The following is a 20,883-nucleotide window of genomic DNA, read 5'->3' as shown; positions in this document are numbered from 1 at the left end:
TCGCCATGATTTTTACGCCCAGCCCCATGCTGCTCAAGCTGCTTTACACGCGCGGCAGCCTGCACAACCTGCCCGACAACGGCGGCGTTGCCTTTTCCCTGAAAAACCGCCTCGACACGGTGCGCCTCACCCACATCGACCACGTGCGGGTAAACGGCCAGCAGCTCGGCCCCGAGCACATTACCCTCGATTTGGGCGAAGGCAACCTGCGCCCGGCCACCGAGCTGAACCAGGGTAGCGGGGTGGAGTTTGAGGTGGGCCGCAGCATCACGGTGCGCCTGCGCACCGACGCCCTGCCCGAGGGCATGCACCCGGTAAGTCTGCAGTTTTCGGCCGAGCCCTTCGGCGAGCTGAGCGTGGAAGTGGAAGACGCCATCGTGCAGCAGGACGCGCAGCGGGTGCGCATTCCGCGCCACGACGGCGACGACTACTCCGAGGCCGCCATTGGGGCGCGGCAGCGGTTTGCCCAGGAGTTTTCGGGCCAGCAGTTCGAGCACATTCACAAGTACTCCTTCGACCCGCACGTGCTGCAGGGCAACTGCGAGCATTTCACCGGCGTGGCCCAGATTCCCATTGGGCTGGCCGGGCCGCTGCGCGTGAACGGCGAGCATGCCCAGGGCGACTTCCTGATTCCGATGGCTACCACCGAGGGCACCCTGGTGGCCAGCTACAACCGCGGCATGCAGCTGCTGAACCTGTGCGGGGGCGTGAAGTGCACCGTCATCGGCGACGCCATGCAGCGGGCCCCGGTATTCGTGTTCGACGACGCCCGCGGCGCCCGCGACTTCGGCAAGTGGGTGGAGGACACCATTGCCCCCATCCGGGCCGAGGCCGAAAGCACCTCGCGGGTAGCCAAGCTGCAGTACATCGACACCTACCTGGCCAACAAGTTCGCCTACCTGCGCTTCAACTTCTCGACCGGCGACGCGGCCGGGCAGAACATGGTGGGCCGGGCTACTTTCGCGGCCTGCTCGTGGATTCTGGAAAACTACAAGGGCGCGCCCATCCGGCACTTCTACCTGGAGTCGAATTTCGCCACCGACAAGAAGGCCTCGCAGATCAACGTGATGCGCACCCGGGGCAAACGTGTGGTGGCCGAGGCCGTCATCAAGCGCGACATTCTGCAGCAGCGCATGCGCGTGACGCCCGAGCAGCTGGCCTACCACGGGCAGGTGAGCAACGTGGGCGCGTTCATCTCGGGGGCCAACAATAACGGCGCCCACTCGGCCAACGGCATCACGGCCGTGTTCATTGCCACCGGGCAGGACGTGGCCAACGTGTCGGAGTCGTCGGCGGGCATCATCTACTCGGAGGTGACGGCGGAGAAGGACTTGTACCTGAGCATGACCATTCCCTCGCTCATCGTGGCCACCCACGGCGGCGGCACGGGGCTGGCCACCCAGAACGAGTGCCTGCGCATGATGGGCTGCACGGGCCGCGGCACGGTGCACAAGTTCGCCGAAATCGTGGCGGGCGTGGTGCTGGCCGGCGAGCTGAGTCTGGCCTCGGCCATCAGCAGCTCCGACTGGGTGAGCAGCCACGAGCAATACGGGCGCAACCGCTGATGTTAGTTGTCAGTTGAGCGTTGGTGGTTGTCAGGGCAAGAGGAGGCCCTGCTGACTGGTGTTCCGCTGCCAATGGTGCTTTCGGCCCCAAGCAGCCACCCTCCCCTGGGCTATTCCTACTCCCACGCTTAACCCTCCGACCGATGAAGCATGTAAGGCTGTTGCTGGGATTGGGCCTGCTGCTGAGCGCATCGGCCGCGTGGGCGCAGGCGGGGCTGAACACCCAGGATTTGCAGGACATCGCGCGCGAGCGTCCTTTTTCAGCCAAGAGCCTGAACGAGTCGCAGCGCCGCGAGGAGGCCGCCGGCCTGCTGTACCTGCACCCCGACTGGCAGCCCGGCCGGCTCTTCACGGCCGCGGGGCAGTGGCAACCGGCCACGGCGCTGCGCTACAACGTGTCGCTGCGCATCCTGGAAATGCGCGACTCCACCGGCGCCGCGCGGCTGCTGCCGGTGGGCAGCCTGCGCGGCTTTGCGCTGGGCCAGGGCGCGGCCGCCCGGGAGTTTCGCACCCGCCGCTGCCGCCTCAACGGGCGCGGACTGGTGCGCGAGTTCGTGGAGGTGCTGTCGGTCCCCGAGCAGGCGCTGCTGCTGGGCGTGGTGCACGAAGTAGTGGATGAGCCAGCCGTCGTAAACGCGGCCCTGAACGTGACCACGCGGCCGGCGCGCCGCTACGTGGCCCAGACGCTGGTGGCCGGCCCCGGCCGGCAGCCCGAGCAGCTGCTGTTGCCCCTGACGCTGGAGCAGCGCTCCGTGCTGCGCCTGTTCGGCGCCCGCGCCCCCGAACTGGCCGCCTACGCCCAAGCCCAGCAGCTGCGCTACGACCGCCTGCCCGACGTGCTGCGCCTGGTAGAACGGTACAACATTGATCAATGAGCCCTTTGCCATCCGTCAGTACCCAGCCAATCGGCGGCTGACGCGGGGGGCAGGGAAAACACAAACGGCAAAGCCGGCTCCGCAATGAGCCGGCTTTGCCGTTTCTGACCCTTGATCAAGGGCAAACGCCTACAGTGGGTCGGCGGTGACCTTGAAGCGCGAGTCGGTACGCACGCTGATGTCCTGGGTCACGGTTTCGCGGATTTTGGCTTCGGTGGTGAGCGTGTAGCTGTCGGCCTTGAGGTACTTATCGAGCTTGGTGCCGCTGGGCTGCAACTCAATTACCGCCTGGTTGCGGGGTACGTTGCTGAGCGAGGCCAGCGGCACGCGGTCGTTGGCGTCGGTGCTGATGTAGATGGCAATGCTTTCCAGGAAGTTGAAGTTGGCATTGTTGGGGTCGGTGATGGTGAGCGTGAGCTTGTCCAGGCTCACGTCCTTCACCAGGTCGGCCTGAGTGCCCTCGTTGCTGAACTTCTCGTTGGAGCGGGTGGTCACCGCCACCGGAATGGGCGGCAGCACGCCTATCACCGAGTTGCGCGCAATGCGGATGTTCTGAGAATCCTCGATGTAGAAGGTCAGCAGCTTGTCGATTTTTTTGCAGGCGGCGGTAGCTACCAGGGCCACAGCCAGCAGCGCCAGCAATACGTTTTTCATAGCAGGAAAGAAGTGATACCAGCCGCAAATACGGCGCCCCGCTGCGGCTGGTTTGGCGGCAGCGGGGCGCTACGGTCGATTCCTTCCAGGGTGCAGTCTGCTACCGGCGGAGTGCTGCCAGCCTGGCCAGGCAGCGGCCACAGACGGCTCAGCGTTTGCGGGCCTGCACCTGGTAGCGCAGCTGCAGCTTCAGGTTCACCACGACCTGGGTGCCGGGCTGCATTTCCACCGCGGGCTTGATCAGGTACGTCCCGGCTTTCAGCTGCTCGACCACCGATTGGCTGGTGGGCGTGAGCGTGAGCCGGGTGGCGCCGGGCGGAACGGTGGCGGACTGCGCCAGGATGCTGCGGCTCACGCCCTGCTCGTCGAGCAGGTAAACGGTCACCAGCCGCAGGAAGTCGAAGTTCTGACCCGGGGCGCCGCCCTCGATGGACAGCTCGGCGTGGCTGAGCGTGGCGGTTTGCACGCGGTCGGTGGAGGAGGTGTTGCTGGTGCTGGCCTCGCCGATTTTGGAGTCGATACGGCGCGTGGGCAGGTACTGCACGTCGGGCGGCGCCGACAGCGTAACACTGTTCATGAGAGTGGAATCGACCACCTCAAACGACACGGTGGATTCCTTTTTCTTGCAGCCGGCTGCCAGGGTCAGCAGCAGTAGCCAGGCCAGCGCGGGCAACAGGCGAAACGGGATATGCTTCATGGGGTAAGTATCAGAGGAAAAAGATAGCAGCTGCTTCCCGCCGCACGTCGGGGAAAGCAGCTGCTAAATTAAGCTATTGGCCTACCGTTGCTCATGTCCCGATTAATACTGACCTGACAACGAACAACTGACAAACGGCTACCCGCTTTAATCCATCATGTCGGCGGCTTTGGTCGCCTGGTGGGGGTAGTCGGGGTTCCAGCTCAGGGGGTAGCCTTGGTCCTCGTACTGCAGGGCCGTTTCCGTGAGGTAAAGCGGGCGGAAGGTGTCAATCATGACGGCCAGCTCGTGGGTTTCCTTTTTGCCGATGCTGGCTTCCACCGTGCCCGGGTGCGGACCGTGGGGCAGACCCGAGGGGTGCACCGTGAACGAGGCCAGGTCGACGCCGCGGCGCGACATGAAGTTGCCGGCCACGTAGTACAGCACCTCGTCGGAATCGACGTTGCTGTGGTTGTAGGGCGCCGGAATGGCCTCGGGGTGGTAGTCGAACAGGCGGGGCACGAACGAGCAGATGACGAAGTTGTGGGCCTCGAACTGCTGGTGCACGGGTGGCGGCTGGTGAATGCGGCCGGTAATGGGCTCGAAGTCGTGGATGCTGATGGCGTAGGGGAAGAAGAACCCGTCCCAGCCCACCACGTCGAAGGGCGAGTGGGCGTAGATCAGCTCGTGCAGGGCGCCTTCCTTTTTCACCAGCAGGCGGTACTCGTCGCGGCCCTCGTCCTCGGTCACCAGCTCCACCGGCGGGCGAATGTCCCGCTCGCAGTAGGGCGAGTGCTCCAGCAGCTGGCCGAAGTGGTTGCGGTAGCGGCGGCAGGTTTCGATGGGGCTGAACGACTCGATGATGAGCAGGCGCACCGGCCCCTCGTCGAAGTGAAACTGGTGGATGATGGTGCGCGGAATCACCACGTAGTCGCCGGGCTCGAAGCGCAGCTTACCCAGCTGGCTCCACAGCTCACCCGAGCCCTCGTGCACGAACACCACCTCGTCGGCCAGGGCGTTTTTGTAGTAGTAGTCCATGCGCCGCTCCTGCGGGTTGCAGATGCTCAGCATCACGTCGGCATTGCCCATCATGGTCTGGCGGGCCTGCAGGTAGTGGGTGCCGGTGGTGGTCTGGCCCAGGGTGCGCAGGTGCGAGGGCTGCAGCGGGCGGTCCTTCAGCAGCTGCGGGGCGTAGGGCTGGGGCGTGCCCACGCGCTTGATCTGGGTGGGCGGGTGCTTGTGGTAGAGCAGCGACGAGACGCCGTGGAAGCCCAAAGTGCCCACCAGCTGCTCGGCGTAGAGCGAGCCGTCGGGCTGGCGGAACTGGGTGTGGCGCTTGCGCGGAATCTGGCCGAGGCGATGGTAGTAAGGCATGGGCAACAGAATGGGTGCGGGTGGGGAAATGCGGCTAGTGAACCGGCTCTAAAGATACGGGCTGCCGGCATTCGGGGTGCCGGGCAGGCGGCCGCCTACATCATCATGCTATTTTCCGGCGCGGGCCGCGGGGCTTACTTGCGGGGCTTATCCACCCCCTATTTTTCTTTCCCTCCCTTTCCTATGAAACTGCGCCTGCACCTGCGCCACGTAGTCGCGTTCCTGCTGCTCAACCTGCTTGTTTCCGAGCTGCACGAGCTGGCCCACATTAGCCTGGGCGGGCTGGTGTGCGGCTGCTTCGGGCCGCGCACCTTCAACCTGTGGCAAACCTGCGCGGCCTGCGCCCACCCCACCCTCACGCCCCTGGTGACGGCCGCCGGCCCCCTGCTCTCCTACGCCGGCATGTGGCTGGGGCTGGCGGGCATGTACTCCAGCCGGCCCCAGCGCCGGGGGTTTGGCTTCAGCCTGCTCTTTGCCTCCCTGCCCTTCGCGCGCATCTTCACCGTGCTCATCGGCGGCGGCGACGAGCTGGTCATCGTACGCACCCTGCTGACCGGCAGCGCGTGGCTGCCCGCGGGCTTGTGGCTGATGAAGGGGCTGGTGCTGCTGCTGGCGGGCCTGCCGCTGCTGCTGGCCTACCGGCGCATCCGCAACCCGCGCCCCCTGCTGTGGGTGGCAGGCTTCGCCGTGGGGCCGCTGCTGTTTCAGTTCGGCTACCTGTTCCAGCTCATGAACGGCCTGCTGCAACAAGGCTTCCTGGCCGAGCCCTGGCTGCTGGGCACGCCCCTGCTCGTCACCCTGCACACGGCTCTGGTGGCCAGCCTGCTGCTGCTGCTGGGCCGCAACCTCTCCACGGTAAACGCCACCGTGTGCCCCCTGGAGCGCGCGGAGCCGCTGGGGTTGGCGTACCCGTGAGGTGGGGTGAGGCCCTTCAACAGAAAGCCCCCGGCCAGGAGCCGGGGGCTTTCTGTTGGTGGCTGTACCAGTGGGCGCTTAGGCGGGCAGGCTGTCGTGGCGGGCCTGCACCTGGGCGCGGCACTCCTGGTAGGCCGCCAGCTGGCGCTGAGCGGCTTCCAGCTCGCGGCTGCGGCGGAAGGCGCTGCGGCCGCCCGAGTCGCCAATCTGGCGGTCCTCCAGCTCTTCCCGGTCGCGCTTTAGGGCGCGCAGCTTCAGCTCTTCCCCGGTGCGGGCGGCCCCGGCGGGCATGGTGGCTATGCGGGCCTCGAGCGGGTCGATCTGATCGGTCAGGGAGGAAATTTGCTGCACCAGGGCGGTGGCCTCGTTGGTTTGCAGGGTATGGGAGCGGGTGAGGGCCGTTACCCGGAATTCGGCGCGGGCAATGTCCTCATCGGTATCAGTAATCACAGCCACGCACTCGGGCCGGTTAAGCAGCAAGTTGACGGGGTACGTCATAGTGGTAGAAGGGTAAAATGATGAAAGAAAAAAAATGCGCGGGGCCGGGGTACAGCCATAAGTGTGGCCCGCTTGAATATACAGGATTGACTATTGATTCAAAACCCAACGCCTTTTTTTTCAGGACCCTGCCGAGAGGTGGGCGCGCAGACAGGCGGCTTCGTGCTGCCAGGCGCTGCGGCGGGCCTCCAGCAGCGCCACGGAAGTAGGCCCGCCGGGTGCTTCGGGCAGCAGGGCATCGGCAGCGGCTTCGAACAGGCGGTGCAGCCAGCGGCGGCGCCCGGCCAGGGCCGCGGGCTCGGGCGGCCCCTGTGGATCGGGCAGCGGGGGTAAGGCCGCCAGCAGCACCGGGCCGGCGGACAGCCGACGCTCGGCGTAGCGCAGGCGCTGCCGGGCCACCCGCAGCTGCTGCCCCAGGCGCTGCTGCTGATACCGGCACTCGGCCAGCCGGGCCAGCAGCGCCGCCGGACCGGCCAAGGGCATTTCGCCGGGGTCGCCTGGGTCGTCGGGCGGGCTAGGGTCATCGGCCGAGGCGGGCAGCGCCAGCCACCAGGCGCGCAGCCAGGGCCGGGCGTGGGCGGGCAGCGCCTCACGCCCGGTTTCGATTTGCCCCAGCATAACCCGGCTCAGGCCCAGCCAGGGAATTAGCTGAGGCTGACTTAACCCATAATAGGCGCGCACCTGGCGCAACAGCACCGCATTGCTCATAAAGTCCCGTCGAATAGCTAACCATACCGCCGTAGGTCGATCCGACCTCACGGCTTTTCAAATTGGCAAAAAAGTCGTGAGGTACTCTGCGACCTAACGACTTTTTCAATCAGACCGAAAGTCGTGAGGTAAGCCGCGAGCTAACGACTTTTTCAATCAGGTAAAAAGTCGTTAGGTCGGTTCGGCTATGCTGGTCCTGCACCAAGCTTACTCTTCCGGCAGTTGAGCCGCCGCGCCAAGCCAATCTGCGGCTCGTGGCAGCCGTAATTTGCGGTATACATTGATCGTGCAGGCAGATGCGCTGCGGACAGCCCGTGCGGCACTGGCACACCCAGGCATCCACTGCCGCTGCAGACTCAAACGGCGCTGGCGTTGCACCGGCAACCGCCACCCGATACCTTGCCATCCAACAGCTGGGGGCGGTTGGTAGCCGTCAACCATACAGATAAAGCTTACGACCCCATAAATCCTTTTTCGCATACATCCATCCTGACAGACGCATCGCAGCTGTGAAACATTATGCAGGCATTGTACTCGGGTTAATCATCTCATGCCCACTCTACAGCCAGACGCCCAGCGGTGTTGACAAAGAAGCCAAGCTAAAAGCGGAGCGACAGCACATGGATAGCTTGGGAAGGGCCTTCTATCTCGAGCCGCCGTACGTTCTCGTATCCTACTACCGCAATAGCAAGCGTGTGCCTTGGTCCACCCGAATGACCTTTTTTATCAGCCAAGGAGGGCGTCGCCAGGACCTTCAACCGGTGAGTGGGAATACCTTTCTACTCCCTGACCTTAGCGCCGATTCACTTGCCTTAGGCCTGGAATATGCTGGGAGGACAATCTCCTTGCTCAAGCTCCAGGCTAACTGGCTGACGCATGGCGGCCAGGTGGCGTTTGGCACCATCGACCACTTTCGGAAGCGACAGCGGCAGGATGAGAAAGCTCAGCTTGACGACTATTACTGCCCTCTGACAGAGATAGGCATCCCCTTTTATGACCTGATCCGTGATGAAGACGTCACGAAGCTCGTCATGCAGACAGGACGCTGCGGCGTTATTTATCAAACTTATCGGCCCAGAGTATGGGGTGACCCCGTTGTGCTGACATCTTACACCCTGGAATGACATTAGGACCAGGAGTAAGTCTCAAATTCCCAACACGCTCTACATTTCAGCTTTGCGAACATCCAGCGAAACTTCATCCACTTCGCCCCGGCTCGTTCAACGAAGCGGTAGAGATGCTTCGGCTGCACTCAGCATGACTTAAGCCGGAAATGGCAACCCGCTTCTAGCCGTGCCGGCCAGGCTACTTCGCCTCGCCCAGAGCCAGCTTGCCGTTGCTTTGCAGCAGCGCCTGCAGGGCCTGCTGCAGCTCGTGGTCCTGCTCGCGCCAGGCCACGAAATACGCGTCCTTGCCGTAGGCGCTGCGGGCCACGTGGGCCTTGATCTGGCTGCGCAGCACGGCGGCGCAGCGGCGCAGGCCGGCGGCATCGGGCGCTACGCCGTCGCGGGCGGCGCGTTCGGCCAGGGCCTGCAGCTGGGCGTCGCTCACCTGAAACACCCGCTGAAACTGCTCGGCCGTCACGTCCTGCAGCTCGTCGCGGTGCTGCTGGTAGAGCTCCAGGGCAAACTCGAGCACCAGGTTCTGGCTTTGCAGGCGGGCCAGGTAGCGGTTGTGGGCCAGGGTGTCGCGGGGCACAAACACGTCGGGCATGATGCCGCCGCCGCCGTACACGGTGCGCCCGTTGTAGGTGCGGTAGCGCAGGTTTTCGGCAAAGTGGATGCTGTCGGCGTGGAAAGCCTCGCCGCGGCGGTAGCGCTCCTGCAAGTCCTGGTCGTAGGCCGCCACCCCGCCCTGGTACGACTTCTGAATGCAGCGGCCCGAGGGCGTGTGGTAGCGGGCAATGGTGAGGCGCAGCTCCGAGCCGTCGTTGAGGGTGATGGGCTGCTGCACCAAACCCTTGCCGAAGGTGCGGCGACCCACCAGCAGGGCGCGGTCGTGGTCCTGCAGGGCGCCGGCCACTACTTCCGAGGCCGAGGCGCTGCCCTCGTCGACCAGCACCACCAGCGGGCCTTCCTCGAACTCGCCCACGGCCCGCGAAAACGTCTGCGAGTCGTACTGGTCGCCCTTGCCGTCGGTGTACACAATCTTGCGGGTGCCGCCAATGAACTCGTCGGCCAGGCGGGTGGCGCGGTCGAGGTAGCCGCCGGGGTTGCCGCGCAAATCGAGCACCAGCTGCTGCATGCCGGCGCGGCGCAGGCGGCCCAGCGCGTCCTTGAACTCGTCGTAGGTGCCGGCGGCAAAGCGGCTGATCTTGATGTAGCCCGTGGTGGCATCCACCAGGTAAGCCACGTCGACCGAGGCGTTGGGAATGCGGTTGCGCGTCATGGCGAACGTGAGCGGGCGGGCCTGCCCGCGGCGCAGCACCACGAGCCGCGCCGTGCTGCCGCGGGGGCCGCGCAGCTTGCCAAACACTTGGTCGTTGGTGAGGCGCGAGCCCGACACCGGCTGCCCGTCCACGGCCACGATCCGGTCGCCGGGCTGCACGCCGGCTTGCTCGGCCGGGCCCCCGCTGAGCGGGGCCACCACCGTCACCGTGTCGCGAAACAGGTTAAACTCCACCCCTACCCCGTCGTAGTCGCTTTGCAGAAAGGCGGCGGCCTGCTGCTGCTCGCGGGCCGGGATGTAGACCGAGTGCGGGTCGAGGCGCTCGAGCAGGCGCTGAATGGCGTAGTCCGACAGCTCCTCGGCGTTGACCGAGTCCACGTACTCGCGGTCGACGTAGCTCAGGATTTCCTTGAACTTGAGGTAGCCCCGGGCCGTGGCATCGGGGTTCTGCTCCGACGGCCGGAAGGGATTGGAGCCCAGCAGCACCCCGCAGGCCAGCGCGCCAGCCAGCAGCAACGGCTGCCGCCAGCGGGCCCAGCGGCGGCGGGCGGCAGGGACCGGGCCCGACGGGTGGGAATCAGCGGCGGGAGCGTTCATGCAGAGTAGAGGAAGGCCAAATCAGCAGCGGGACGCAGTGGGGGCTGAACAAGGTATCAAAATTAGTGGAACGATTCCAAGAAGCGGGCACAATGCTCCCACATCGGGCAAGTTTCAACCCAAAAGCCAGCGAGGCCGGCGCATAATCCTATTGCGGATCGAGCTCTAGGAAGCTGCCGGCAAAGTTCGGCTTGTGCTGAACAGCTGTCAATCACACCTTTGGGTGGAGCACCCAACCGGCCCACAGCCATTCCTGCCGCTGCGTCGACCGTTGCTCCGGCCCCTTGGTTTCGGCCCGCGCGGGCCGTGGAAAGTGCTCGGGCAAGTGGATTTCAGCGGGTTTGCGGGCCGTTGGCGTATCTTTGCGCTTCCCGTTTCTGCTTCGTTCCCGGTTTCACCTCCTTACTCATGGGCCGCCTGCTTGCCATCGACTACGGCCACAAACGCGTGGGGCTGGCCGTTACCGACCCGCTGCAAATCATTGCCACGGCCCTCGATACGGTGCACAGCAAGGATTTGCTGGCCTACCTGAAGGCCTACCACCAGCGCGAGCCGCTGGAGGCCATAGCCGTGGGCATGCCCCGCACCCTGCGCAACGAAGCCACCGACGTGACCAGCGCCGTGGTGGGCCTGGTGCGCCAGCTGCGCCGCGAGTTTCCCGAGGTGCCGGTGCACGAAGTCGACGAGCGGTTTACTTCCCGCATGGCCCACCAGACCATGCGCGAGGCCGGCCTAAGCCAGAAAGCCCGCCGCGACAAAGCCACCGTGGACCGCATCAGCGCCACCATCATTCTGCAATCCTTCCTCGATTCCCGCCGATGATTTACCCCATCGTTGCCTACGGCGACCCGGTGCTCAAAGCCCGCGCCAAGGACATACCCGCCGACTTCCCCGCCGCCGAGCTGCAAAAGCTCATCGTCGACATGTACGACACCATGTACTACGCCAACGGCGTGGGCCTGGCTGCCCCCCAGGTGGGCAAGAGCGTGCGGTTGTTTGTCATCGACTCGGCTCCCATGGTCGAGGGCGACGAGGACGACGACGAGCCGGCGGAAACCGGCATCAAGCGCGTGTTCATCAACCCCGTGATGGTGAGCGAGACGGGCGAGGAGTGGGCCTTCGAAGAAGGCTGCCTGAGCATTCCCGGCGTGCGCGAGCGGGTAATGCGCTGCCCCGACATCGTGCTGCGCTACGAAGACGAAAACCGCCAGGTGCACGAGGAGGCGTTTACGGGCATGACCGCTCGCGTCATCCAGCACGAGTACGACCACCTTGAAGGCATTTTGTTCACCGACAAGATTTCGGGCTTCAAGAAGCAGCTCATCAAGGGCAAGCTCACCCGCATTGCCAAGGGTGAGGCCAAGGCCGACTACCGCCTGCGCTTTGCCGGCCAGCGGGGCCGCTAGCACCTCGGCTCGAACGCGAACTTTTCTTTGGCAAACGCCCGGCAGCGCCGGGCGTTTTTGCTTTATTTGGTGGGCGTCCCTGCCCGTATTCGTTTTATGCTTCGTCGCCCCGTATTTGCCGGCTTGCTGGCTTTATTGCTCTGGCTGCTGCCCCCGCACCCCGATAGCCGCGCCTGGGGCTTCTACGGGCACCGCAGCATCAACCGGCTGGCCGTGTACACGCTGCCGCCCGAGCTGGTGGGCTTCTTCAAGCAGCGCATCGAGTACCTCACGGTGCAGGCCACCCGCCCCGACTCGCGCCGCAGCGTGGTGCCCGACGAAGCCCCGCGCCACTTCATCGACCTGGACCGCTACGGCGACAGCGCCGTGTACCGCCTCCCGCGCAGCTACGCCGACGCCGTGGCTCACTTCGGCGAAGACTCCCTGCAGCGCCACGGCATTGTGCCCTGGCACGTGGTGCGCATGAAAGCCCAGCTCACCGAGGCTTTCCGCCGCCGCGACGGGGACCGGATTGCCAGCCTGGCCGCCGATATGGGCCACTACATTGCCGACGCCTGCGTGCCGCTGCACACCACCCAGAACTACAACGGCCAGCTCACCGGCCAGCGGGGCATTCACGGACTGTGGGAGTCGCGCCTGCCCGAGCTGCTGGCTTCCAACTACGACTTCTTCACCGGCCCGGCGCCCTACATCCGGAACCCCACCGATGTCATCTGGGCCACGGTGGCGCGCTCTAATGCCGCCGTCGATTCAGTTTTGCGCTTCGAGAAGGAGCTGAGCCAGCGCATGCCCGAAGACCAGAAGTACGGCTTCGAGGAGCGCGGCGGCCGCACCCAGCGGGTGTACTCGCAGGAGTTCAGCCGCGAGTATCACCGCCGCCTGAACGGGCAGGTCGAGCGGCAGATGCGCCTGGCCGTGCGCCTGGTGGGCGCCTTCTGGTACACCTGCTGGGTCGACGCCGGCCAGCCCGACCTGCGCAGCCTGGCCCCGCCCTCCGACGCCGAGCTGCAACGCCTGGCCGCCGAGGAAAAGCAGGCCCAGTCCGCGCCCCCCGTCAACGCCCCCGGCCATACGGATTAGGTGTTCGTTTTTGGTTGTTGGTTGTTGGTTGCTGATTGTTGTTCGTTATCCTGAGGCGTAGCCGAAGGACCTTCCCCCACCTGAACGACAACGCTGTTTAGCCTGTCGTTCAGGTGGGGAAGGTCCTTACCACGCGTGAACGACGCCGTAACAACGACTCGGCCTGACGTGGTAAGGTCCTTCGGCTACGCCTCAGGATGACGAACTAACGACAACAATCAACAATCAGCAACCAACAACTCATCACCCATCCCGCCGCCGCACCATGTAGACCACGCTGACGGGGGCGCCGTCGGGGGCGGCGAAGGCGCCGGGCAGGCGGCCGAACTCCACGAAGCCGGCCCGCTCGTAGAGGCGCCGCGCCGCCGGACTCTGCTCCGACACCATCAGCTCGACCTGCTCCAGGCCGTCGAGGGCGTCGAGGCGGTGCAGCAGCAGCTGAAACAGCGCCCGGCCCACGCCCCGGCCCCGGTACTCGGGTGCCACGAAGGCTCCCCAGATGGAGCCGCGGTGCTGGGTTTTGCGCCGCGTCTCGCGCACGAAGCCCATCATGCCAATCAGCCGCGGGCCGGCAAACGCGCCCACGATGAAGCGCCCCGGCCGGCTGAACTGCTGGGCAAACCGCTGGTCGACGAACACCGTTTCCTCCTCCAGCGTCGAGCCAAACGACTCGGGGCTGGCCGCCAGGGCCTGCAGGCGCAGCACCCGGTAGGCGCCCGCGTCGGCCGGCTGCAATTCCCGGTAGTCTATACTTTCGCTCATGGGAACGGAGCGCACCGCGCCGGATAATGGGGTGAAGCCTGCCTGCCCGCTTACTCTTACTGCTCTACGATGAAAAGCCTGCTGACGCTGCTGCTGCTGACCATATCGAACCTGTTCATGACGTTTGCCTGGTACGGGCACCTGCACTTCAAGAACCTGTCGTGGCTCAGTAAGTTAGGCTTGTTCGGGGTGATTCTGGTGAGCTGGGGGCTGGCCTTTTTCGAGTACGTGTTTCAGGTGCCGGCTAACCGCATCGGCTTCGAGGAAAACGGCGGGCCGTTCAGCCTGTTTCAGCTCAAGGTCATCCAGGAAGTGGTGTCGCTGACGGTGTTCACGCTCTGCGCCGTGTACGTGTTCAAGACCGATAAACTGGCCTGGAACCACCTGTTGGGCTTCGCCCTGCTGGTGGCCGCAGTCTACGTCATCTTCCGCAAGTGGTAGCCCCGGGTAGCCTCGGGGCCAGAAAGCATGGCGCGGACGCTATGTTTTTATAACTCAAGGGGCGGGCCGCTGCGTATGGAAGCTAGCCCGGCCGCTCAGGCCGACTGTTTCCGCCGCTTCCTTCCGTTTTCTATGCTTGCTTTTCTACGCCGCAGCCTGTCGGCGCTGTTCCTGTTGCTGCTGCTCACCTTCCCCGCCCTAGCCCAGAAAGTGGGGCTGGTGCTGTCGGGCGGCGGGGCCAAGGGTCTGGCCCACGTGGGCGTGCTCAAAGTGCTCGAGCGCCACGGCATTCCCATCGACTACATCGTGGGCACCAGCATGGGCTCGGTGGTGGGCGCGCTGTACGCGGCCGGCTACTCGCCCACCGAAATCGAGCAGCTGGTGAGCACGCCCGAGTTTCAGTACTGGGTGTCGGGCAAGCAGCCCGCCGACCGCACCTTCAACTACATCACCGCCGACCCGAATCCTTCGGCCCTGCACCTGGGGCTGGCCATTGACTCGTCGTTTAAGACCCGCGTGACCCCCAACCTGGTCAACGACGTGAACCTGAACTTCGTGCTGGCCAAGATGCTGGCCCCGGCCGGCGCCATTTCGGGCTACAACTTCGACCAGCTGTTCGTGCCCTTCCGCTGCCTGGCCGCCGAGGTGTTTACCCGCAAGCAGGTAATTCAGAAAAGCGGCTCGGTGTCCGACGCGGTGCGCAACTCCATGGCCGTGCCGCTGGCCTTCCGCCCCATCCGCAACCCCGACGGCCGCTACCTGTTCGACGGCGGCATCTACAACAACTTTCCGGTAGACGTGATGCGGGCCGAGTTCAAGCCAGACATCGTCATTGGGGTGAACGTGGGCGACGTAGCCTACAAGAAATACCCCTACGAGAAGGACGACCAACTGCTGCTGGGCTCCATCGTGTTTCTGGGCGCCGACGTGGCCGATACCCTGGCCGTGGGCCCCAACGGCGTGTTTATTCAGCCCGACCTGGAAGGCTACGGCGCCACCGACTTTGCCCGGGTGCGCGAGCTGATCGACTTGGGCCGCAAGGCTGCCGAAGCCCGCCTGCCGCTGATGGAGCGCCGCATTCCGCGCCGCGCCGACACCCTGGAGCTGGCCCGCCGCCGCCGCGGCTTCCAGGAGCGGGCGCCCAAGCCGGAGTTTGCCCGCATTGCCGTGCAGGGCCTGGGCGACAAGCAGGCCAGCTACGTGCGCCGCTTTTTCCGCCGCACCGGCAGCAGCTACACCATCGACGACATTGAAGAAGGCTACTACCGCCTGGCCTCCGACGACTTCTTCCGCAACATCTACCCCCGCATCCGCTACGACCAAACCACGCAGGGCTACGTGCTCAGCCTCGACGCCAGCCAGAACAACAACCTCTCGGCCGAGGTGGGCTTTGCCCTGGCCACCCGCCCCGTCGACAACTTCTACTTCGGGCTGGAATACCGCTTTCTGCACCGCTTCCTGTACCAGGCCAGCGCCAACGTGAGCATCGGCAGCTTCTACAACGCGGCCAAGGGCAGCTTCCGGGTGAACGTGCCGGCGCGCTACTCCTACTACGTGGAGCCCACCATCGTGTACAACCAGTGGGACTACCAGAAAACCGGGGGCCTGCTGGGCCGCGACGTGCTCAGCACCCAGGTGCGGCAGCAGGATCTGAAAGCCGGCCTGCAGCTGGGCGTGAGTCCCAACTACCGCAGCCGGGTGCTGGGCGAAGTGGCCTGGTTTACCCGCCAGGACGAGTATGCCAACGTGCGCGAGTTCAACAACACCGACCAGCTCGACGAAACCGACTTCACCGGCTACACCGCCGCCCTGCAGTTTGCCCGCAACTCCCTCGACCGGAAGCAGTACGCCACCAGCGGCCGCCGGGCCGTATTCACGGCGCGCGCCGTGTACGGACGCGAGCAGTTCATGCCCGGCACCACGGCCCTGCAGCGCGAGGAGCGCGAAGTGTACCGCCGCTGGCTGCAATTCCGGGCTTTCACCGAGCAGTTCTTTCCCCTGAAAAACAAGAAGCAAAGCTGGGGCTATTTCGGTGAGGCCGTACTCAGCACCCAGCCGCGGTTTTTCAACTACCGCTCCACCATCGCGGCCTCGCCCATCTTTGCCCCGCTGGTTGACTCGCGTAGCCTGTTTCTGGAAAACTACCGCTCGGCGCGCTATGTGGCCGCGGGCCTGCGCTTCACCCAAACGGTGCTGGGCAAGCTGGAATGGCGTACCGAAGCCTACGCGCACGTGCGCCACCAGCCCCTGCGGCTGAGCGACGACCAGACGGCCGTGCGCAGCAACCGCCTGGCCCTGGACCGCCCCCGCCTCACGGCCAGCACCGGCCTGGTGTACCCCACCCGGGTAGGGCCGCTGGCCCTGCACGTAATTCACTACGACGACCGCGCCAAACCCTGGGGCGTGTTCGGGCACATCGGCTACCTGCTCTACCACAACCGCGCGCTGGAATAGGGTCCAGCCGGCCGCGGTGCCAAACGCTGAGCGCCGGCTTGCCGCTACGCGCTGGAACAGTGAAAATCATGTGATTGCGCCGGGTGAGCGGAGACGGTAGTTTTGCCGGAAACCGAACCTCAACCCCGTTCAACGCTATGAAACGCTTCCGTCTCCTGCTGGCCGCCGTGCTGCTGGCCGCCACCTCCTTCAGCGCCTCGGCCCAGAGCCGCGAGATTTACGAAAGCCCGCAGTTCAAGACCCTGGCCCAGAACCACAAGCAGCTGGCCATTCTGCCCTTTGCCGTGACCATGACCACCAAGCGCCTGCCCAAGGGCATGACGCCCGAGTCCCTGCACGAGCAGGAGTTGCAGGAAGGCAAAAACGTGCAGAGCGCCCTGCACACCTACTTTCTGAAGCACCAAAGCTCCGACCACTTCACGGTGACTTTCCAGGACATCAACAAAACCAATACCCTGCTGGCCAAGGCCGGGGTGACGCCCGACAACATGGCCACCAAAACCAGCGAGGAGCTGGCCAAGATTCTGGGGGTGGATGGCGTCGTTTCCGGCACCTTCGTCACCGATAAGCCCATGTCGGACGGAGCAGCCGTGGCCATGACGGTGCTGGTGGGCATGTCGGGCCCCACCAACTCGGGCCGCACCAGCATCAGCATCAACGACGGGGCCACCGGCGAGCTGCTGTGGAAGTACGACAAGAGCCTTTCGCGCGGCCTGGGCTCCGATACGAGCACCATCATCAACGCCATTATGCGCAAGTGCTCCAAGATGTTCCCCTACGCCCGCTCGTAGGCCAACCCGCCCCGCCCTAGGAAGCGTCCTGCCATTTTTGGCAGGACGCTTTTTTTGTTGCGGCCCGCCCGAATCGACGCCCCGAAATGGGCGTCAGAATTTCCAGCCTGGCTTTTCAATTTAGTGCTACCAGTTCTATTTATTCATACTATATTGCCGCACTACTATTTTACGACGCGCCCCACCTCCTACCTGGTCCGCTTACCACTAGTCATTCTTACCCCGCTTTCCACGTTTCTTTTCATCTGCTGCTGACTACTCCCATCCGCTAAAAATCCTTCCGGTTTCCGGTTGCCTTGTTTCTGCCTGTCTGCCCCGGCCCAGCCGATGGGCCCGGCCGACTCTTGCCTGCTTCTTCCTTTTTTCCACTTCACCTTTTCCTCTTCTGATGGACGAATACATCGGTATTATCAAGCTGTTTGCGGGCAACTTCGCGCCCCAGAACTGGGCCTTCTGCAACGGTCAGCTCATGGCTATTTCGCAGAACACGGCGCTGTTTTCGATTCTGGGCACCACCTACGGCGGCGACGGCCGCACCACCTTCGGGCTGCCCGACCTGCGCGGCCGCGTGCCGGTGGGCATGGGTCAGGGCCCGGGCTTGAGCTATTACTCGCAGGGTCAGATGGGCGGCACGGAAACCGTGACGCTGCTGGCCAACCAGATGCCGGCCCACACTCATATGCTGAACGCCAGCAGCCAGCCCGGCGCCACCAACGCCCCGGCCGGCGGCGTGCTGGCCCTGCCCGTGGGCTCTACCGGCGGCGGCGAGGAAGTCACCGTCAACGCCTTTGGCTCGGCTATCGACACCCAGATGTCGCCCCTGGCAATTGGTGCGGGCGGTGGCAGCCAACCCCACGAAAACCGCCAACCCAACCTGGGCCTCAACTACATCATCTGCCTGCGGGGCTACTTCCCGCCCCGCAGCTAACCAACGGCTTTTCAATCGGCCTATCCGCCGTGCAGCGCTGGCCGGCCCGGCCGATTCAACTCAACTTTTTTCTCTTCTCCCTAACCCTCTCCCCTTTTTTCGCATGGAAGAATTCATCGGCATCATCAAGCTATTCGGCGGCAACTTTGCCCCCCAGGGCTGGGCCTTCTGCAACGGCCAGCTCATGTCCATTGCCCAGAACTCAGCGCTGTTTTCGATTCTGGGTACCACTTACGGCGGCGACGGCGTCACCACCTTCGGGCTGCCCGACCTGCGCAGCCGCGTGGCCGTGGGCATGGGCCAGGGCCCGGGGCTGAGCAACTACGTGCAGGGCCAGATGGCTGGCACCGAGAACGTGACGCTGCTGGCCAACCAGATGCCGGCCCACACTCATATGCTGAACGCCAGCAGCCAGCCCGGCGCCACCAACGCCCCGGCCGGTGGCGTGCTGGCTTTGCCCGTGGGCTCCACCGGTGGCGGCGAGGAAGTCACCGTCAACGCCTTCGGCACCGCTCCCGACACCACCTTGAACCCGGCTTCGGTGGGTGTTTCGGGCGGCAACATGCCCCACGAAAACCTCCAGCCCTACCTGGCGCTGAACTACATCATCTGCCTGGAGGGTATTTACCCCTCGCGCAGCTAACGCTTCGCCGCTCAACTCCGCTGCCGTTGCGCGGCGGCTAAGCCAAAAGGCCCGCCCTGCAAGCAGGACGGGCCTTTTTACGGTTTCGGCTCAACCGATGGGCAAACTACTCGGCCGCTTTTACCACCCGCACCGACTTAGTGCGTTGGGAAGTCACGAGCCGGGCGGTGTAGGTGCCGGCCGGCAGCTGCTTGGCATTAGCCCAGCGCACCTGCTGGCGGCCGGTAGCCTGGGCGTCCAGGGCAATGCGGTCGAGGCGGCGGCCCATCAGGTCCACAATTTCGATGGCCTGGGCCTGCTCCCGGGGCTCAATCCAGAACTCAAACGACAGCGCCTGGCTGGCGGGGTTCGGGAAGGCGCGCAGCTCCATGTCGGGCGCGGCTTCGAGGCCCCCGGCGCCGGGCTGGCTGCCGGCCTGGCGCAGGGCGCCGGCACCGGCCGTATTCCAGGTCAGCGTGTAGCGGATTTCGTTGCCGCCATTCTCATTGGCATAGGCGTACTGCGTCTGCCCATAGAGGTAGCGGCCGGCAATGGCCGGTACCCGCTGCGTGCCTTTGGGGTCGGTGTGCACGCGGCTGATGCCCTCGTGTACGATGTTGCCGGCTTCCATCTGCCGGGCCCACACGTCCTGGCCCTCGCCGATGTTGGGGTAGTTCTGACCGGTCCAGGCAACGGTGTAGTGGCTGTCAGCCTTGTCGCCGCTGTAGCTTACCACGGCCTCACCCGAGTACCGCTCACGGTCCACGTCGGGCGTCACCGGGCTCACGTTGGCGCGGAACGCGCCGTTGGACTTGCCTACGTTGCTGATGCCCCAGTACGAAACCGGCCCGCGGTTGACCACACACTCGCCCCCGGCCCAGTTGCCCACCACTTCCACGTCGAGCGGCCGGTTGGGGTCGGGGCTGGCGGCAATGCGCGGGGCGCCGAGGCCAATGCCCCACTCGCCGCGGTCTACTTCCACGAACTCCGCCTGCAGGTCGCCGTTGCAGGTACCCTGGAACTGAGTCTGGCGCACGGTGAGCAGCGAAACCTGCTGGTGGGTTTTGAAGTCGACGTAGGCGCGGTTGTACACGAAGGAAATGTAGTTGTCGCTGCCGCTGCCCACGGCCACGTCGGGCGAGAGGGACTGGTCAAGGAAGCGCACCGGCCCGGAGATGATGGCGCCGCGGCTGCATTGGGGCAGCTGGCTGATATTAGGCGTATCACCCATGTGCAGCACCGTGGCGTAGCCGAAGCCGTAGCGCACGTCCACGTCGTACGCCATCGAGTACGAAGCCGAGGTTACCACCACGTGGCTTTTCTCAATAATCGATTCCTCCCACACGATGGCCGTGTAGCCGCTGCTGTTAGCGTCGATGTTGGGCGAGGCGTGGTCGCGCAGCTCACCCACGCTGTTCACCGTCTGGCCCAGGTCGACGGGGGTGTGGAAGGGCACGAAGCTGCTGCCGTTCCACTTAAACACCTGGTAGCGGGTGCGCCACTTGCCCGTGGAGGGATTTTGCTGCAGAAACACCACCTTGGCAAACAGCGAGCTGCCTTCGTAGGTGAGCACCACGTCGGGGTCGGCTAGGTTGTGGGGGTTGGTGCTGCTGAGCTTGAGGGCACCCTGGTTGCCGCTGTGGTTCCAAGACAGCATCACGTTGTCGGGCGTGCCGTCGCCCGACATGTCCACGTCGTAGACCATGACCTGCACCCGGGCGGCCTTGGCCAGACGGTACACGTCGGTGCCCATGTTGAAAGTGCGGTAAGAAGAGGCGCTGCCGTGGGCCGTTTGATAGGGCGTGGCGGCATCATACAAGGTCTGAGCCTGGGAACCTGCGGGGCACAAGCCCAGCAGGGCCACGGCAGCAGTCAGACCGATAAGCGTATTTCTGTACATAAGCGGTAAGCGTAAAAAGGAATGGAAAAAGAGGAATAATCAACGGGGAGCTCCTGAAGCCCTTGGCCTCCTGTCTCGCGGGCCCTGCCCGCTGCTGCTGCTACCATGCGCATGCTGTTGACTGTGGTGAAAAACCCTAAAATCAGCCGAGCCCGAAAGCCCCGCTGTAGAGGACGAACACAGCTTCCCAACGGCGCAATTTTCATTGCACTAAATCAGGAAGTCAGCAACAGGTGTGTGGGAGTAGTG

Annotated in this window: 20 protein-coding genes; 12 read left to right on the top strand and 8 right to left on the bottom strand. The window is 64.6% G+C overall.

Annotated elements, in window-relative coordinates; all coding sequences use genetic code 11:
* The first annotated feature begins 5 nt into the window (after positions 1-5).
* Together ACE191_RS15130 and ACE191_RS15125 are read left to right on the top strand one after the other, a co-directional pair.
* On the top strand, positions 6-1,565 hold the full coding sequence (locus tag ACE191_RS15130) for a hydroxymethylglutaryl-CoA reductase (protein WP_400193076.1): 1,560 nt from the start codon (positions 6-8) through the stop codon (positions 1,563-1,565).
* A gap of 143 nt (positions 1,566-1,708) precedes the next feature.
* Positions 1,709-2,440, top strand: coding sequence for a hypothetical protein (locus ACE191_RS15125; RefSeq protein ID WP_400193075.1), 732 nt, complete (start codon positions 1,709-1,711; stop codon positions 2,438-2,440).
* A 129-nt stretch (positions 2,441-2,569) separates the two neighbouring features.
* On the opposite strand, the gene ACE191_RS15120 is transcribed toward ACE191_RS15125, so the two are convergent.
* The 3 genes from ACE191_RS15120 to ACE191_RS15110 all read right to left on the bottom strand — a co-directional run bounded on the left by ACE191_RS15120 (position 2,570) and on the right by ACE191_RS15110 (position 5,144).
* Positions 2,570-3,094, bottom strand: coding sequence for a hypothetical protein (locus ACE191_RS15120; RefSeq protein WP_400193074.1), 525 nt, complete (start codon positions 3,092-3,094; stop codon positions 2,570-2,572).
* Between the two features lie 148 nt (positions 3,095-3,242).
* Positions 3,243-3,791 carry a hypothetical protein gene (locus tag ACE191_RS15115; protein WP_400193073.1) on the bottom strand — a complete coding sequence of 183 codons (549 nt, stop codon included), beginning with the start codon at positions 3,789-3,791 and terminating at the stop codon, positions 3,243-3,245.
* Positions 3,792-3,938: 147 nt separating this feature from the next.
* Positions 3,939-5,144, bottom strand: coding sequence for a homogentisate 1,2-dioxygenase (locus tag ACE191_RS15110; protein ID WP_400193072.1), 1,206 nt, complete (start codon positions 5,142-5,144; stop codon positions 3,939-3,941).
* Between the two features lie 183 nt (positions 5,145-5,327).
* On the opposite strand from ACE191_RS15110, the gene ACE191_RS15105 reads away from it, so the two are divergent.
* On the top strand, positions 5,328-6,059 hold the full coding sequence (locus tag ACE191_RS15105; protein ID WP_400193071.1) for a hypothetical protein: 732 nt from the start codon (positions 5,328-5,330) through the stop codon (positions 6,057-6,059).
* A gap of 78 nt (positions 6,060-6,137) precedes the next feature.
* Here ACE191_RS15105 and ACE191_RS15100 read toward each other — a convergent pair whose 3' ends face one another.
* Together ACE191_RS15100 and ACE191_RS15095 are read right to left on the bottom strand one after the other, a co-directional pair.
* Entirely contained in the window at positions 6,138-6,557 is a 420-nt protein-coding gene (locus tag ACE191_RS15100) for a hypothetical protein (protein ID WP_400193070.1), read from the bottom strand.
* 120 nt (positions 6,558-6,677) lie between these two features.
* Entirely contained in the window at positions 6,678-7,265 is a 588-nt protein-coding gene (locus ACE191_RS15095; protein ID WP_400193069.1) for a hypothetical protein, read from the bottom strand.
* A 509-nt stretch (positions 7,266-7,774) separates the two neighbouring features.
* Here ACE191_RS15095 and ACE191_RS15090 point away from each other — a divergent pair.
* Positions 7,775-8,389 carry a hypothetical protein gene (locus ACE191_RS15090; RefSeq protein ID WP_400193068.1) on the top strand — a complete coding sequence of 205 codons (615 nt, stop codon included), beginning with the start codon at positions 7,775-7,777 and terminating at the stop codon, positions 8,387-8,389.
* Positions 8,390-8,570: 181 nt separating this feature from the next.
* Here the strand turns inward: ACE191_RS15090 and ACE191_RS15085 are convergent, their stop codons facing one another.
* The gene (locus tag ACE191_RS15085) at positions 8,571-10,250 is read right to left on the bottom strand and encodes a S41 family peptidase (protein ID WP_400193067.1); all 1,680 of its coding nucleotides are present in this window, start codon (positions 10,248-10,250) and stop codon (positions 8,571-8,573) included.
* Positions 10,251-10,658: 408 nt separating this feature from the next.
* Between ACE191_RS15085 and ruvX the strand changes: the two genes are divergently transcribed.
* The 3 genes from ruvX to ACE191_RS15070 all read left to right on the top strand — a co-directional run bounded on the left by ruvX (position 10,659) and on the right by ACE191_RS15070 (position 12,736).
* A complete protein-coding gene (gene ruvX, locus ACE191_RS15080) occupies positions 10,659-11,072 on the top strand; it encodes a Holliday junction resolvase RuvX (RefSeq protein ID WP_400193066.1) in 414 nt (137 codons plus the stop codon).
* Positions 11,069-11,656: a peptide deformylase gene (gene def / locus ACE191_RS15075; RefSeq protein WP_400193065.1), complete on the top strand. Its 588-nt coding sequence runs from the start codon at positions 11,069-11,071 to the stop codon at positions 11,654-11,656. The genes ruvX and def overlap by 4 nt, the downstream gene beginning before the upstream one ends.
* A 96-nt stretch (positions 11,657-11,752) precedes the next feature.
* On the top strand, positions 11,753-12,736 hold the full coding sequence (locus tag ACE191_RS15070) for a zinc dependent phospholipase C family protein (protein WP_400193064.1): 984 nt from the start codon (positions 11,753-11,755) through the stop codon (positions 12,734-12,736).
* 243 nt (positions 12,737-12,979) lie between these two features.
* Here the strand turns inward: ACE191_RS15070 and ACE191_RS15065 are convergent, their stop codons facing one another.
* The gene (locus ACE191_RS15065) at positions 12,980-13,498 is read right to left on the bottom strand and encodes a GNAT family N-acetyltransferase (RefSeq protein ID WP_400193063.1); all 519 of its coding nucleotides are present in this window, start codon (positions 13,496-13,498) and stop codon (positions 12,980-12,982) included.
* A 69-nt stretch (positions 13,499-13,567) separates the two neighbouring features.
* Between ACE191_RS15065 and ACE191_RS15060 the strand changes: the two genes are divergently transcribed.
* The 5 genes from ACE191_RS15060 to ACE191_RS15040 all read left to right on the top strand — a co-directional run bounded on the left by ACE191_RS15060 (position 13,568) and on the right by ACE191_RS15040 (position 18,755).
* On the top strand, positions 13,568-13,939 hold the full coding sequence (locus ACE191_RS15060) for a DMT family protein (RefSeq protein ID WP_400193062.1): 372 nt from the start codon (positions 13,568-13,570) through the stop codon (positions 13,937-13,939).
* Positions 13,940-14,071: 132 nt separating this feature from the next.
* The gene (locus ACE191_RS15055) at positions 14,072-16,393 is read left to right on the top strand and encodes a patatin-like phospholipase family protein (protein WP_400193061.1); all 2,322 of its coding nucleotides are present in this window, start codon (positions 14,072-14,074) and stop codon (positions 16,391-16,393) included.
* 137 nt (positions 16,394-16,530) lie between these two features.
* Complete coding sequence (locus ACE191_RS15050; protein WP_400193060.1) at positions 16,531-17,184, top strand: hypothetical protein; 654 nt, start codon at positions 16,531-16,533, stop codon at positions 17,182-17,184.
* 388 nt (positions 17,185-17,572) lie between these two features.
* The gene (locus ACE191_RS15045; RefSeq protein ID WP_400193059.1) at positions 17,573-18,112 is read left to right on the top strand and encodes a phage tail protein; all 540 of its coding nucleotides are present in this window, start codon (positions 17,573-17,575) and stop codon (positions 18,110-18,112) included.
* 103 nt (positions 18,113-18,215) lie between these two features.
* Positions 18,216-18,755 carry a phage tail protein gene (locus ACE191_RS15040; protein WP_400193058.1) on the top strand — a complete coding sequence of 180 codons (540 nt, stop codon included), beginning with the start codon at positions 18,216-18,218 and terminating at the stop codon, positions 18,753-18,755.
* A gap of 106 nt (positions 18,756-18,861) precedes the next feature.
* Here ACE191_RS15040 and ACE191_RS15035 read toward each other — a convergent pair whose 3' ends face one another.
* A complete protein-coding gene (locus tag ACE191_RS15035; protein WP_400193057.1) occupies positions 18,862-20,634 on the bottom strand; it encodes a T9SS type A sorting domain-containing protein in 1,773 nt (590 codons plus the stop codon).
* Positions 20,635-20,883 lie beyond the last annotated feature (249 nt).

It is taken from the genome of Hymenobacter sp. B81, from assembly GCF_044628455.1.
Taxonomy (GTDB): domain Bacteria; phylum Bacteroidota; class Bacteroidia; order Cytophagales; family Hymenobacteraceae; genus Solirubrum.
The sequence above is the reverse complement of the archived record's forward strand: the minus strand, read 5'-3'. Positions and strand labels throughout refer to the sequence as shown.